Annotated in this window: 14 protein-coding genes and 1 pseudogene; 7 read left to right on the top strand and 8 right to left on the bottom strand. The window is 54.6% G+C overall.

The annotated features are described in order from the left end of the window. Positions 1-29 precede the first annotated feature (29 nt). The 3 genes from KP705_RS08125 to KP705_RS08115 all read left to right on the top strand — a co-directional run bounded on the left by KP705_RS08125 (position 30) and on the right by KP705_RS08115 (position 4,590). Positions 30-1,010 (top strand): L,D-transpeptidase, encoded by a 981-nt coding sequence (locus KP705_RS08125; RefSeq protein WP_046900393.1) that lies wholly within the window; start codon positions 30-32, stop codon positions 1,008-1,010. Between the two features lie 149 nt (positions 1,011-1,159). Further along, positions 1,160-3,406, top strand: coding sequence for a TonB-dependent receptor (locus KP705_RS08120; RefSeq protein ID WP_215764291.1), 2,247 nt, complete (start codon positions 1,160-1,162; stop codon positions 3,404-3,406). A gap of 188 nt (positions 3,407-3,594) precedes the next feature. Continuing rightward, positions 3,595-4,590, top strand: coding sequence for a phosphoanhydride phosphohydrolase (locus tag KP705_RS08115; RefSeq protein WP_252348300.1), 996 nt, complete (start codon positions 3,595-3,597; stop codon positions 4,588-4,590). Between the two features lie 63 nt (positions 4,591-4,653). Here the strand turns inward: KP705_RS08115 and KP705_RS08110 are convergent, their stop codons facing one another. From KP705_RS08110 to KP705_RS08100, 3 genes are all read right to left on the bottom strand, one after another. Further along, positions 4,654-5,055 carry a DUF3597 domain-containing protein gene (locus KP705_RS08110; protein ID WP_086634721.1) on the bottom strand — a complete coding sequence of 134 codons (402 nt, stop codon included), beginning with the start codon at positions 5,053-5,055 and terminating at the stop codon, positions 4,654-4,656. A 71-nt stretch (positions 5,056-5,126) separates the two neighbouring features. Further along, complete coding sequence (gene ahcY / locus KP705_RS08105; RefSeq protein ID WP_010504430.1) at positions 5,127-6,422, bottom strand: adenosylhomocysteinase; 1,296 nt, start codon at positions 6,420-6,422, stop codon at positions 5,127-5,129. Between the two features lie 90 nt (positions 6,423-6,512). Further along, positions 6,513-6,866 (bottom strand): hypothetical protein, encoded by a 354-nt coding sequence (locus tag KP705_RS08100; RefSeq protein WP_046900952.1) that lies wholly within the window; start codon positions 6,864-6,866, stop codon positions 6,513-6,515. Positions 6,867-7,061: 195 nt separating this feature from the next. Between KP705_RS08100 and KP705_RS08095 the strand changes: the two genes are divergently transcribed. Next, entirely contained in the window at positions 7,062-8,126 is a 1,065-nt protein-coding gene (locus tag KP705_RS08095) for a transporter (RefSeq protein ID WP_215764289.1), read from the top strand. A gap of 133 nt (positions 8,127-8,259) precedes the next feature. Next, positions 8,260-8,700, top strand: a complete 441-nt coding sequence (locus KP705_RS08090) for a hypothetical protein (protein WP_203549296.1) — start codon at positions 8,260-8,262, stop codon at positions 8,698-8,700. A 46-nt stretch (positions 8,701-8,746) separates the two neighbouring features. Here the strand turns inward: KP705_RS08090 and KP705_RS08085 are convergent. From KP705_RS08085 to mutY, 5 genes and pseudogenes are all read right to left on the bottom strand, one after another. Further along, positions 8,747-9,262: pseudogene (locus KP705_RS08085) on the bottom strand (thiamine pyrophosphate-binding protein); the annotation flags it as partial. Positions 9,263-9,290: 28 nt separating this feature from the next. Next, positions 9,291-9,674 (bottom strand): hypothetical protein, encoded by a 384-nt coding sequence (locus KP705_RS08080; protein ID WP_252348299.1) that lies wholly within the window; start codon positions 9,672-9,674, stop codon positions 9,291-9,293. 83 nt (positions 9,675-9,757) lie between these two features. Next, positions 9,758-10,939, bottom strand: coding sequence for a Gfo/Idh/MocA family protein (locus KP705_RS08075; RefSeq protein WP_215764287.1), 1,182 nt, complete (start codon positions 10,937-10,939; stop codon positions 9,758-9,760). Positions 10,940-11,049: 110 nt separating this feature from the next. After that, complete coding sequence (locus KP705_RS08070; protein WP_215764286.1) at positions 11,050-11,673, bottom strand: hypothetical protein; 624 nt, start codon at positions 11,671-11,673, stop codon at positions 11,050-11,052. After that, on the bottom strand, positions 11,670-12,731 hold the full coding sequence (gene mutY / locus KP705_RS08065) for an A/G-specific adenine glycosylase (protein ID WP_215764285.1): 1,062 nt from the start codon (positions 12,729-12,731) through the stop codon (positions 11,670-11,672). Before mutY ends, KP705_RS08070 begins: the two co-directional genes overlap by 4 nt. A 10-nt stretch (positions 12,732-12,741) precedes the next feature. Between mutY and KP705_RS08060 the strand changes: the two genes are divergently transcribed. Continuing rightward, positions 12,742-13,260, top strand: a complete 519-nt coding sequence (locus KP705_RS08060; protein WP_046900385.1) for a DciA family protein — start codon at positions 12,742-12,744, stop codon at positions 13,258-13,260. Between the two features lie 114 nt (positions 13,261-13,374). Then, positions 13,375-13,970, top strand: a 596-nt coding sequence (locus tag KP705_RS20615; protein WP_215764284.1) for a hypothetical protein, incomplete at its 3' end; no start/stop codon positions are given.

Raw genomic sequence — 13,970 nt, 5'->3', positions numbered from 1 at the left:
ACCATTATGAACCGAGGGTAATCCTGTCCATGCGGCCTGTTTCCACATTGTATCGCTCTGCCAGACTTCTTGTCGTGACAACCGCATTATGTGGTGGCGGTCCTTTGTTGTCGGCCTGCGCGCATGCGGACCCAACCCCTCCTGTATCGAGCGCACCAGGTGAAGACGTTTCTGTTCCTCCGCCTGCCAGTAATCCTGTGACAGATGCTACTCCGGTAGTTCCTGCGGTTCAGATTCCGCCACTTCCTGTCGTCAGCAATGCAGAGGCCCACAAGGAAGCTGCGCGCCTCGTGAAAATGATGGCAAAGACCGTGAAGGGTTTTACGACTTATAAGCAGGACCGTCGGGAGGCTTTTGTCTCTCTCGCCCAAGCTGAAGTTGCAAAGGCCAATCAGCCTGTATCACGTCCTCAACTGATTATGGTTGTGGATCGGAATGAGCGTATCCAGCATCTTGATTTTGTTCTGGCGTTACCAGACGAACCTTGGGTGTCGCTGGGAGGCACTCCTGTTTCAACAGGAACAACAGGCCGAAAATACTATTATATTACCCCGACAGGCGTATTTCAAAATTCAGCCGACCGCTTGGGCTATCGCGCTGAAGGCACAAAAAACAAATATGGTATCCGCGGGATTGGTGCCAAAGGATCCCGTGTTTGGGATATGGGATGGCAGACCGCAATGAAGGGCTGGCTCCCAAAACATGAAACCGGGCAGATCCGGCTGGAAATTCACGCTACGGACCCACAGTTTCTCGAGTGGAGACTTGGTCACTCTGCGTCTGAAGGGTGTATCCGAATTCCAGCGACGATGAACCGCTTCATGGATCATTATGGTCTGATAGATGCGCTTTACGAACAGGCGGCCAGCTATGATCCGCGCTTTGCGGCACTCCTGCCCAAGGACCGGGAGGCGACCCCGATCGCGGGAGATCTGGTTGTTGTAGTGGATTCCGGCCCATTGACGGAGCCGAAGATTGACCCCATCGCGGACAAGCGACCGCTACCCTGATACATTCCAATACCAAAATATTTCATAATATTTATGACAGATTTTGGTATTCCGTATGAAGTTTATATTACAGGTTGGTAATTCCTGTTCTCAGCGTCGGGTAGTAACAGTAATGAGCGTTCTCTATTCCACGGGAGCGCGCAATTCCAATGATCAGTACCAGAAAAAAATTCGTCCTGCAGACCGGCGTTATGGCTGCGGCGATATTTTTTGGTTCAACGACCAACGCGGCAGAGCTCAAACAGGCTGACACCGAAAAGGATGCTTCCAAAGAAAAGCCGAAGGTCGAAAAGCTCACAGTTCTTGGGCATGCTGCACGTATCGCTCCCGCAACGGTACCACTAGACATTACGCAGCCGACATCAAAAATTCAGTCGGGGTTTTTGGCAAATAATATTATTCCGCTCGCAAGCGTTGATGACATTATTCAATTCCAGCCAAGCGTGTTTTCTCAGAACCCGAATGGTCCGGGAATGGGAAAAGCTGAAACCATGAGTCTGCGTGGTTTTCAGGACGGCCAATATAATATGACATTCGACGGCATTCCTTTCGGAAACGCTTCCGATATGGGCCATACGACGTCATCGCTGTTCATCTCTCACTTTTTGGGGGAGGCGCAGATTGATCGTGGGCCTGGCACAGCGTCAACGATAGGAAATGCGACGTTCGGCGGAACCATGGGATTTACGTCTAAAAATCCAGCAGCGCGGATGGGAACAACGCTTTATGGGACGTACGGTAGTTTCAATACTCGCGCAGGTGGTATTGAATTCGATACAGGCAAGACAAGAATGGGCCGTGCTTTTATCGATATGCAGCACGAGGAAACCAATGGTTATCTGACCAATTCTTCTGAGCGTCGCAGCAACCTGATGTTCAAGGATGTTATCGATCTGGCGCCAGAAACAACGCTTACGATTGAAACGACGTATAACAAGGAATGGCAGTACACGACCCAGGGCGCTACCTTGGACGATTATAAAAAATATGGAAAGAACTACGGGTTATGCAATGATCCGTCGAAGCAGTGTTATTATGGGTATCAGCCAAGCGTTTATACATCTGATTTTGATTATATCTCCCTTAAAACAAAGCTTCTGTCCTGGCTCACTTTAGAAAATCAGATTTACACCAGCGGCTTTGAGCATGATTATTCTGAAAGCACAGACGCAAGTCAGGGTGATACCGCAGCAAACGGTGTGACATTTTATAATGCCGCCGGGAAAAAGGTGGCGACCTATAAAAACGATATTCCTGGAAAATACGCAGATGCGGCGTATCGGACATATGGCGATACCCTTCGTCTGAAAGGGCATACGTCTTACGGTGATATTCTTCTGGGTGTGTGGGCTGACGTTCAGAAAGATCGCCGCTACACATATGCCATTGATCTGAGCCAGAACTCCGTTCCGGTTCTTGGTAAAAATGGTTCAGCATATAGCTACGATATTTCAGACCTGAACACGACAATTCAACCTTATCTGGAGCTGAATTTTCATCCGTGGGCAGGGGTGACGATTAAGCCGGGTATAAAATATTCCATTTTCAAAAGGGATTATGACGCAGGTATTAATAAGGGGACAAAGCTCCCACTGAAAGATACACAAAGCTATGGATCATGGCAGCCGTCCATTGCGATTAATCAACGTATTATGAAGAACTGGAGCGCGTATGCTCAGGTTGCGCGCGGCTTTCTCGCGCCACCACTGTCTGTTTTCCAGGTTAGTTCAGTTGGAAATGTAAAGCCTGAAACCACCATGAATTATCAGGTTGGATCGGTATATCATGGCCGCAACTGGATGCTTTCTCTGGACGGATATTACATCAATTTTTCGAATTATATTGCCTCTGCGCAAATTCAGGTTCCCAATATCGGTACGACATCGACATATGTGAATAGCGGTGGAGCAGTTTACCGAGGAATTGAACTCGAAGGGCAATATGTCATTGGTTACGGTTTTTCCCTTTATGGGAATTACAGCGTCAATGACGCAAAATATAAGCACAGCAATGTTCGCGTTGCCAAAAGTCCAAACGCTTTGGCGTCTTTCGGGCTGCTCTATGAGAGTGAGCATGGGCCCTATTTCTCCATTATGGGGAAATATGCGGGAACGCATTGGGGCTTGGACAGTACGACTGATGATGCAGATAATACGGTCTTCAAAAATCAGTACAAAATTGGAAGCACTGTAACGGCGGATCTCGCCATGGGCTGGCGCATTCATCATATTGGCTCGTTTTTCAGTAATGTGACTCCAAGCATCAAAATTGCCAACCTGTTCAACAACCGCGCCATCAGCGACTTTGCGGGTAATCAGTCTTATGGCGATGCCCCACTGTTTTGGCGTATTGCTGGCCGGAGTGTGTTCTTCAACATGACTGCAACGATGCCATGATGCGGCGACTGTCTTCGCTTGCTATTTTGTTTGCCTTGGGGGGCTGTACCTCTCAGGCGCAGCCAGACGTTCTCGAAAAAATCGTTTTTCTCGGCCGACACGGGATTCGCAGTCCGACGCTCTCACCGCAGGAAATGCAGCATCGGACGGGTCATATTTGGCAGACATGGTCTGTAGCGCCTGGAGAAATGACACAGCACGGTGCCGCAGCATTGGCAGCGATGGTGCAGGCTGTTCAGAGAAACTATAGCGCAAGCGCTCTGTTTCAGGGCTCCGAGACGTGTCAGCTCCTGGAGCAGGAGACTGTTGTCTGGGCTGATACGGCTGATCATCGGACGCGACAGACGGGGGACGTCTGGGCCAAAGAAATAGCCCCAGGATGCGCTATAAAGGCCCATTGGGCGACGACAGGTGTCGATCCGGTTTTTAATGCGCTTGGCACTCAGGCAGGCCAGATTGATCGTGGAGTTTTGGAGCAAGAATTTGCAGCCGCCACGAAGACATTGTCCGAGCCGGCCTCTCATAACGCTCTGAGAGCTGTTCAGTCGCTCATGGCGCCGGATGCATGCTCGGAGAGTAATTCGTCGCCTCAATGCTTTTCAGGTGCGACGAAGATTGAGTGGAAAAAAGGAACGCCACATCTTCAGGGCGGCTTCGTAACGGGAGGCATGGCTGCAGAAAGTCTGTTGCTGATCTATGCCGAAGGTTTGTCTCTTGCTGACTTCAAGGTGGCCGACAAAGATGCGCCGCACCTTCTGGAAGCTGTTATGCCCGCGCATGAAGCGGAAAATCATTTTCTGAGGCGTCTGCCCGAATATGCCCGCGCCAGAAACGGGGTGATGGCAGAGAGTATTCGTGCGTTTTTGTCTGATCGCCCGGTTCGGTCTATCCCCGGGATATCACCTTCCACAAAGGTGCTTGTTCTGGCTGGCCACGATACCAATCTGGCTGCCATGATGGCCCTGTTCGGGCTCGACTGGTCTTTCCCCGATCAACCGGATTCTACGGCCCCGAATACCGTTCTGGCGTTCGAACGCTGGCGTCACCTAGATGGCTCACGGGATGTCAGGATCAGGGTTTTCCACCAGTCTCTGGCAGAGCTGCGTCAGGGGAGGGCGCCTGATATTGAGACGTCTGCCTTAGCACTGTCCCCTTCGCGGCCCATTCTTTTTTCTACACAGTGAAAAATAAAAAAGCCCGGATGAGAGCATCCGGGCTTTTTCACTAACTGATCCTGTTGGAAAGGCTTAGTGAGCCCAGCCTTCAGGAACCTTACCGCCGTTCTTGGCCAGCTCGGCATAGACCTGCTTGATGAGCCAGACGTTCATCGTTGCTGAGTCATCCGTGCTGCCCGTGTAGTGCAGTTCGCCTGCAAGCTGCTTGCGTGATTCCAGGGAACTATCAAGGCCGAGCAGCTTCAGAAGATCCACAATCGAGGTCTTGTAGTTCAGCGGCTGGCCAGCCTTGGATGCCAGATCCGAAAGAACGGCATCCACATCTACTGGTGCGGCTGGAGTTGCAGGCGTCGCTGGGGCTGCGGCAGCCGGAGCGCCAGCGGAAGCCTGTGCATCAGCCGTGCCGGAAGTTGTCGGCGTGGCTGCTTCTGCATGTCCGAAAATCTTGGACATGATCGAGCTGAAAAGACCCATAGGAAATTCTCCTGACGGTTTGAAAAACAGTGTCGGGGTAGACAACGCCTACCCCGTGTCACCTGTTCCGCTCAGTAACGATATTCTTCGTGCTTGAACGGACCGGCAACCGGAACGCCAATGTAGTCAGCCTGCTTCGTGGACATCTTGGAGAGTTCGGCGCCAACCTTTGCGAGGTGCAGGGCAGCAACCTTTTCGTCCAGAGCCTTCGGCAGAGTGTAAACCTTCACCTCGTACTGGCCCGGCTTGGCGGTCCAGAGTTCGATCTGGGCCAGCGTCTGGTTGGTGAAGGAAGCGGACATCACGAAGGACGGGTGACCCGTGGCGTTGCCAAGGTTCACGAGACGGCCTTCGGAGAGCAGGATGATGCGGCGGCCTTCGGCCAGCTCGACTTCGTCAACCTGCGGCTTGATGTTGTTCCAGCGATAGTTGCGCAGGGCTTCAACCTGGATTTCGCTGTCGAAGTGACCGATGTTGCAGACGATCGCCCGGTCCTTCATTTCGCGCATGTGGTCGATCGTGATGATGTCCACATTGCCCGTGCAGGTGACGAAAATGTCGCCGCGCGGAGCTGCGTTTTCCATGGTAACGACTTCATAGCCTTCCATGGCAGCCTGCAGGGCGCAGATCGGGTCGACTTCGGTCACGAGAACGCGGCAGCCTGCATTGCGCAGGGAGGCAGCGGAACCCTTGCCTACGTCGCCATAACCGGCAACGACGGCAACCTTGCCAGCCATCATGACGTCCGTGCCGCGACGGATCGCGTCCACGAGGCTCTCACGGCAGCCATACAGGTTGTCGAACTTGGACTTCGTGACGCTGTCGTTCACGTTGATGGCCGGAACCTTCAGCGTGCCAGCTTTTGCCATCTGCCAGAGACGATGCACACCTGTCGTCGTTTCTTCAGACAGACCACGGACGTCCTTCAGAAGTTCCGGGAACTGGTCGTGCATCATGACCGTGAGGTCGCCGCCATCATCAAGGATCATGTTCGGCGTCCAGCCGTCCGGACCCGTGATGGTCTGCTCGATGCACCAGTTGAATTCTTCTTCCGTCAGGCCCTTCCAGGCGAAGACGGGAATGCCTGCCGCGGCGATGGCTGCTGCTGCATGATCCTGCGTGGAGAAGATGTTGCAGGACGACCAGCGGACCGTTGCGCCAAGAGCTGTCAGCGTCTCGATCAGCACGGCGGTCTGGATGGTCATGTGGAGGCAGCCAGCGATACGAGCGCCCTTGAGCGGCTGGGTGTCCTTGTATTCTTCGCGGAGTGCCATCAGGCCGGGCATTTCGCCTTCAGCGATGGAAATTTCCTTGCGGCCCCAGTCTGCCAGGGAGATGTCGTGTACCTTGTAGTCCTGCGTGGTCATGATTGGCCCTTACTGCCCGTCTTTGATGGCAGCAGGTATAGAGATTTGGCGGAGCCACGCAAAGTGTGGCTCCGTCGCACCTGACCTGTGTCAGTTCGGCTGTGCGGTGTCAGGCTTGGTTTTCACCGTCAGGTGCGGCTGATGTGTCCGCTTCAGATGTTGCTTGTATTCCGTCTTGCCCTGCTTGGTAGTGTCCGACATGGCATGTGGAGCCTTGGGCGCGGGCTGATCCGGCTGCTCTTCAATCGTGTTGGGATTGGTTGGCAGGTGGTTGGATGGCTGGTCGATAGTAGAATTCTGGGCCTTCTGCGCTGCGGTATTGGCCGTTTGCGTCTGGTCGTTGCTCGGGCTGCTGATGGCCTGTGCGAAGGCTGTTGAGGACACGGCAGGGGCGGCCATCAGAACAGCAGTGGCAAGCAGGGAGGCTTTGAGGCGAATGGACATGATTATATTTCCTTTGATGGTGAAGAGCTGGCTCTTCCAGGAATAATCTGTTAACTCCCAGCCAGCGTAACAGTTGCCATAAAGAGCATATTGCGTCTGCTGTGCGGCCATGTCAGAGAACGGCAGATTACCTTCTGCCGTGCTGTTTAATGCCGACGAAGGTCCAGAATACCCCCTGAAGAACAGGAGGATACCGTGTCAGAGAACTCCACCTACAATTTTCCTTTCACGGTGATCGATCCTGCATATCAGGAGACGGGGAAGCCTGCGTTTGCGAACGGGCTGGTCTGGGCTGTTCATGCTGTACCCGGACAAGACTTGCGACCTTTGGGTCAGGAAGAGGTTGAAGACCTTCTGACGCCGGGCCACGAACTGACGTCGCAGGGCTGGTTCTGGCTTCATTTCGATACGGTTCACAGCTCCGCACGGTCTTTCGTTGCGCATTTACCCGACCTGCCTGAAGACGTGTGCGGGATGCTGGCAGAAACGGAATACGGGATCGCACTTGAAGCGGCCGATGACCTGATTTGGGGCGCGCTACCCGCTTTTGATGATGCCTTGTCTGAAGATGACCGGGAGATCTGTGCATGGCGTTTTGCAACGCGGCCCGATCTTCTGATTACGACGCGGCGCAATCCGATTCCGGTTCTTGGAGCGGCTTACCGGTCTTTGAAAGCTGACCATATTCCGCCGACGCCGGCAGGGATTATTGATCGTGCCCTTCGGGAGTTCACAGGGACGGTGCGGCGTCAGCTCGGCCAGCTTGATGACGACCTGGATCGCGCGGAAGATGCTCTTCTACTGATCGAGCATCGTTCTGATCTGGGTCATCTGGGTGGTATCGTTGGTAAGGTTCGGCGTCGGGCGACGGAGCTGCGTCGTGTTGTGACGCCAATTGATCGCGTTCTGAAAGACGAGGATCTGGATCTTCCGGATTGGGCAGAGGATGAACTGCGGGATCGGGCAGAACGTCAGGTTCATGCTGCTCTGGACGATCTTATCGCGCTTCAGGACCGTGCCCGGTCATTGCAGGACGAGCTGGGGTCCAATCAGGCAGAAGAAACCAACCGACGGCTCTATATCGTTTCTGTGGGAACAACATTGATGCTTCCCGCTACGTTCGTGACGGGTTTCTTTGGAATGAATACCGGGGGAATGTTTCTGGCTCAGGGAGCATGGGGAACTGTTGAAGCCGGTTTTGTCTGCTTCGTGTTCATGAGCGTGACGTTTCTGTTTATGAAATTTGCCCGTCTTCTTTGAAGACGCTGCAGCTTGAAATTTCTGGACATATTCCGGGGTAAGGTCTTGGCCTCATCGTTGAAGCGGTTAATCTACGCAGCCGTTACGAAAAGATACAGTTATTTGGGCTGTACTCGATGATAGGAACCAGACAGTGATAGCGCGTTTTCAAAAGACCATTGCTCTTGGTGTCGTGGGTATCAGTCTGGCTGCGTGTTCACCTGATGCGTATACGCCTGAAAAAGCTATTGCGGCGGCAGCGGCAGACCCGACAGGCGTTGTTGGCAAATTCGAGATGACTGTCCAGCGCGTCGGGCGGCAGAACAATATGGTCTATCTCGATTCCGCTGATAACTATCGGGATCCGAAGACGCTTATCATCTCCATTCACGAGAGCACGGTAAACGACCTGCTACAGGGAACATCCCAGACCGCAGAGCAATATTTCATGCATCGTCACGTTCAGGCTTCAGGTCTGGCCAAGAGGGTTTTAATCGACCGGCTCAAGGCAGATGGCACTGTCGGCAGCACTTACTATCAGACACAGGTATTTATTGGCGGCGTTGAAGACATAAAAATTCTGCCCCCGAATTAAATGCACATATTCCAGAGTGACTATAGTAATGTGATTAGGGGACGAAAACCGCACTAGGTCTTACACAGGGTTGGTCTGCGATATGGCTGGGGATTTCTAGATAGGCCGGTTTTTTCTCGCGTAGAGCTGTTTGAATAATCTGATCTATTCGCTCTGGGGCTGTCTCAGCCGAATTAATCTTTTCTGCAGCCACGATGATGGGACCGACTGTGGCGATCTGACTGGGTAGAGCGCAGCCTGCCTCTTCGTCATTAGCACTTGATATCCCTGAAATCAGGATGACAGGCAGGTTTTCAGCATAGGCTTCACCTATGACGTTCAGGGCGGAAATTGCTCCAGTTCCAAGCGTCATGATCGCCGCAGCTGCACCATTAACACGGGCATAGCCTTCTGCGGATAAGCTGCAATTCAACTCATTGCAGCTGTAAATCTGCTTCATGCCGCCGTGAGCCAGCATTTGATCCAGCAGGACGAGATTGTCGTCGCCCGTCACTGCGAAATGATGCTTCAGCCCAATCTGGGTAAGGCGTTCGGCAAGATAGTGCCCGACGGTGAAGGTCATGATGCACGCGCCTCGGGGGCGAGATCAGTTATTTGCCTGTTGCGGGCAGGTTTGGTGCCGGTGGGCTTGCCGTCGGCGAAGTAGCTTTACCGAGGGTTGGTACGCCATGGGGTTGCTGTGCCGCATATTTTTCGAAAGCTTCCTGCGTGCCGATATAGGCGCAGTCGCAGATGTCACGGTCTGCGTAGATATAGCGCAGGCCTTCAGGTGTGGTGCGGGTCAGGAAGACATGCTGGGGCATGAGTTGAAGTTCGGCCCGGCGGGACGGGGAATTGGCCGGATGCCTGACAAACCCTGCTGAAGCGAGTTGCTGCTCCTGCGGGCTAAGAGGTTCGGACACGCAGCCTGCAAGGCTGAATGCTGCGAGGAACAGGGCGGCCGGTACGGAGAGGGGAGAAGAGAGTTTAAGCATAGCAAAGATCCTAACTGTCTGGGCGGTGTGGGGTTCCATTGCATGCGAAGAGTGGCTTGCACGAGATAGGTTGAGGAGGGCGTTTACAACGCGTCTTTAGGCAGGTGGATCATCTGGCCTGTTCTGGCGGACTGATAGAGCGCTTCCATCAGTTTCTGATCTCGCAGCCCCTCTTCGCCAGACGTTCGGGGAGGATGGTTCTGGAGAATGCATTTGGCAAAATGATCGATTTCCAGAGTAAACTGGTTCCCGGCCGGGATGTGCCATTCGCTGACTATTTTATGGTCACCCTGCCGTCGTCCAATGCGAAGACGATGCCCTGTATAGGCAAATGCGTTTTCCAAAGAGATCCATCCTTTTTCCAGGTGGATGCGCAAGTCTTTGCTTTCATGTGCGCCGTAGCTGGTGGCGCAGTTGGCGATTACACCTGACGGAAAGCGGAGCATGAACGAAAATGTTTCGTCCAGATTTTTGTAGCGTGGATCATCAGGAGGGCTGACCATCTGTGCGAACAGACTTTCAGGCTCTTCTCCAAGCACAGAGCGTGTCCCGTTGAGACAATAGAGACCGATATCCGGAAGGGCTCCTCCGCCAGCCAGTTCGGGTTTGAGGCGCCATTGATCGGCGTTTCCCTGCATCTGGGTATTGATGGCTTCTACAAGTTTGGGGCGTCCCAGTTCGCCGCTTTGAACCAGTTTTCTGACAAGCTGATTGAAGGGCTCATAATGGCAGCGATAGGCAACCATGAGCTTCACACCGGCAGCATGGCAGGCTTCAATCATACGTTTGGCGTCTGCGCTTGAATTGGCCATGGGCTTCTCGCACAGGACGTGTTTGCCTGCGGCGGCAAGTGCTTCCACCTGACCGGCATGCAATGCGTTGGGAGTTACGACATACACGGCCTGAATGTCGGGCCTGTCTGCCAGTTTGTGAATTTCATCATAAGTGAAAAGTGAATCTTCCCCGATCCCGTAAGCATGCCCTGCGGATCTGGCCTTTGCCCTGCGACCGGAAATGAGCGCTACGGGTTTGGCGAGCCGACATTGAAGGAAGGCAGGAAGAATTTCCCCGAGGGTCAGCCGTCCCAGTCCCATGATTGCAAACCCGATACGCTCGGATGGTGGAAGTGCGTGTGGAGGCTGTGCTTCAGGAACGTCAGCGTCTCCGCGCCAGTTTCCAAAAGTAATCTGACCCTGTTTGACTGTTCCCGTATCCAATTCGGAAGGGAGAAGATGTTTGAGGTCAGAGGACGGTGTTTGAGGCATTGTCGCAGCTTTCCCTGAGAGGTTTTCAGGAAAAGCAACGCAGGTTCAGCCATGAAAGGTCTGGAAATCACCTGCCCTCACGACAATCGTGAATTCCGTGTCCTGATATGTCAGCTGGGTCGCCTGACGTGAACTCGGCAGGGAGGCTGATCATCGTTTCGAATAAACGAGATTTCGGCTTCGTGCCGTGCGGGGAGCCGTCCGATCTGTTCAATATTCTGAATGTTGGCGGCGAGGGGAATAGGCGTTTCTCCCAAGGGCCACAGAAACCCTACGCCGGGTTTGATGGGCGGAAGTACTTTCCCGGTGGCTATATCAATCAGGCTGGCGGATTGAGGGGTTAGAAGAGTGGACAGGCCACGCATGAAGTCTTCCGTCATGGGGAGAAAGCGCTCCCAGTTTTTTGGAATGGAGGCGTCGGTGTTGATTTCGCCTTTTCCCGGCCCGGGGACGCTTTTCAGAAATTTGTCGTGCCCTTTTAACTGAAAAAACAGCAGCCCGTTTTCAGCATCACGGGCTTCAAATACGGGCAGCGGGCGGGGCATTGAAACGCGCTTGGTAAACGTAATGTCGCAAGGAAGGCTTAGGGGAAGCGCAATCAGGGCCGACATGCCAGGATAGACGCCAGGCTGAAAGGGCGTCGGAGAAAAATAGTCGCTGATCGGGTCATGATCCAGAACGCGGCTGTGCCAGTCCATGAACCACAACTGGGTTTTGGGAAAAGTCTGGCTCATTTTTTCTCCATATCAGTAACTGCAAGGGCAAGGCATTTCTTCATAACGCCCGGCAATGCTGCGCGTGTTGTTGACCGAAACGCGCCAAAGGATGGGTCGATCCCTGCATTATGTCCCGCAGGGAGGGTCTTTGCGTAAACCATGAGCTTAAGTGTGAAATGGGTAAAGACATGAGTGACCTCTCCCCGTAGAGACCACGGCCCAAGTGTTGGGGCATGATTCATGGCATCAGCTTCAGTCCAGGGGGCCTCGCGCCACTCTGTCCCCGGAAATTCATCCATGCCGCCGAGAAGACCTTTTTCAGGTCGGGCTCTCATCAGAACCTGCTGGCTTGTATCCAGAAGGATAAAGTGCACGCCGTAACGCGTGGGACGTGCCTGTTTGGGCGCTTTGCGAGGAAGTGTGGACGCTATTCCTCTGGTATGGCCAAGGCAGGATGGACGCCAGGGGCATGTCAGACAAGACGGGTTGCGGGGTGTGCAGATTGTGGCCCCAAGATCGAACAGGGCTTGGGCAAAGTCTGATGGACGATCCTGTGCTTCTGCGGACTGGTTGAGGAGCGCTGCCTGTTTGGCCAAAAGCAGGCGCGAGGCGGGGAGAGGGTTTTCTATGGCAAAAAGGCGTGATGTCACGCGCTCGACATTTCCATCGACCGGTACGACGGGGCGGCCGAAGGCAATTGCGGCGATGGCGCGCGCGGTATAAGCGCCGATGCCTGGAAGCTTCAGGAGGTCTTCGACTGTGTCCGGGAATTGCCCGAGTTCTGCAACGCGTTTGGCGCAGGCATGGAGATTACGGGCACGGGCATAGTAGCCGAGCCCGGCCCAAAGATAGAGAACGTCTTCCTGTGGGGCTGCGGCCAGATCCTGCACGGTCGGGTAATGCGTGAGAAAGCGTTCGTAATAGGCTATGACAGCCTTTACGGTCGTCTGCTGAAGCATGATTTCGCTCAGCCAGACGGCATAGGGGTTAGGCCGCTGCCCCGGGAGGCTGCGCCAGGGAAGGGTGCGGCGGTGAGTGTCGTACCAGCGGAGCAGGTCGGAAGCATTAGGAGTCACGGAGAGGGATATGACGAAGGATCACGGTCCGGACAAGAACCTTCGTGGTCGGGCAGCGGGACTGGACCAAAAGCCCGCATGGATTCCCAAGCGTGGAGGAGCGCGGCAGATCGGCGCTCTGGTGCCGGGAATTACCAAGCCGGCGTTCAAGAAGAAGTCTCCGCTTCTGGTTCGGCTTTCCATGGACTGGGAAGATTTTATCGGTCCACGTCTGTCTCGTGTGACCGAGCCGCGTCGGCTGTCGGCAGGGTCTCTGACGCTGGCGTGTTCGGGGCCGATTGCCATGGAATTGCAGCATCTCGCACCTCAGATCATTGAACGGATCAATACAGCCTGTGGTCTGCGGGGTGAGCATCTCATTCTTCGGTTAAAGATTGTTCAGGACATGACAGCATTTGAGAGGCCGAAGCCGCCAAGGCCCAAGCCCGTTCAGGTTGATGTTCCTGAGATTGAAGATGACGAGTTGCGGGATGCCCTGCAACGCCTTGGTGGCCATATCGGAGCGCGGGGTGGCCGCAGGCGTCGGTGACAGAAGTGTTTCACGTGAAACGACTTGTTTCATGCCCTGAAAGAGCCCTTTTCAGGGACCAGAGTTCTGACGATATGGAAAGTTGAAAAGCGGCTATTTCCAAGGAGACAAGCCATGAACATCACGAAAAAATCTGCTGGAGCCTTGGTGCTGGCCGCATTGATTGGTTCTGCACCGTTCTCGGCCATGGCGCAGCGTGGCGGCGGTCCGGGCGGTGGCGGCGGTGGTGGCTTCCATGGTGGAGGTGGAGGCCGCGGTGGTCCCGGAGGTGGCGGGATGGGCGGATTTCGTGGTGGTGGCGGTTATGGTGGTGGCCCGGGAGGTGGATTCCGTGGCGGCCCTGGCATGGGTGGCTTCCGGGGTGGTCCGGGCGGTGGCTACGGGTATCGTGGAGGCCCAGGTTGGGGGTTCCGTCCCGGCTATGGTGGCTGGGGCGGTGGATGGGGTGGCCCGCGCTTCGTCGGTTGGGGCACGCCTGGTTGGGGTGGATGGAATGGCTGGGGCGGCCCGGGCTGGTTCGGTTACGGCTGGGGTACGCCGGGCTGGGGCGGCGGCTGGGGCTGGGGCGGCTGGGGCATTGGTGCTGCCCTTGGCGTCGCAGCTGGCATGGCGATCGAAGGTGCTGCCAATTCCTATCCCGGCGGATACTACCCTGGTGGCTATCAAGGAGGTGTTCCTGCTGGCGGGTATGCCGTTCCGCAGGGATATTA

The organism is Gluconobacter sp. P1D12_c, assembly GCF_018812105.1.
Taxonomy (GTDB): domain Bacteria; phylum Pseudomonadota; class Alphaproteobacteria; order Acetobacterales; family Acetobacteraceae; genus Gluconobacter; species Gluconobacter oxydans_A.
This window is presented reverse-complemented; position numbering and strand designations above follow the sequence as displayed.

Bases quoted from the DNA above. Each gene is read 5' to 3' on its own strand.
- KP705_RS08070 (WP_215764286.1), bottom strand. From the start codon at position 11,673: ATGAGCCAGACTTTTCCCAAAACCCAGTTGTGGTTCATGGACTGGCAC.
- ahcY (WP_010504430.1), bottom strand. From the start codon at position 6,422: ATGACCACGCAGGACTACAAGGTACACGACATCTCCCTGGCAGACTGG.
- KP705_RS08100 (WP_046900952.1), bottom strand. From the start codon at position 6,866: ATGTCCATTCGCCTCAAAGCCTCCCTGCTTGCCACTGCTGTTCTGATG.
- KP705_RS08060 (WP_046900385.1), top strand. From the start codon at position 12,742: ATGACGAAGGATCACGGTCCGGACAAGAACCTTCGTGGTCGGGCAGCG.
- KP705_RS08120 (WP_215764291.1), top strand. From the start codon at position 1,160: ATGATCAGTACCAGAAAAAAATTCGTCCTGCAGACCGGCGTTATGGCT.
- KP705_RS08115 (WP_252348300.1), top strand. From the start codon at position 3,595: ATGACACAGCACGGTGCCGCAGCATTGGCAGCGATGGTGCAGGCTGTT.
- KP705_RS08110 (WP_086634721.1), bottom strand. From the start codon at position 5,055: ATGGGTCTTTTCAGCTCGATCATGTCCAAGATTTTCGGACATGCAGAA.
- KP705_RS08125 (WP_046900393.1), top strand. From the start codon at position 30: ATGCGGCCTGTTTCCACATTGTATCGCTCTGCCAGACTTCTTGTCGTG.
- KP705_RS08080 (WP_252348299.1), bottom strand. From the start codon at position 9,674: ATGCTTAAACTCTCTTCTCCCCTCTCCGTACCGGCCGCCCTGTTCCTC.
- KP705_RS08075 (WP_215764287.1), bottom strand. From the start codon at position 10,939: ATGCCTCAAACACCGTCCTCTGACCTCAAACATCTTCTCCCTTCCGAA.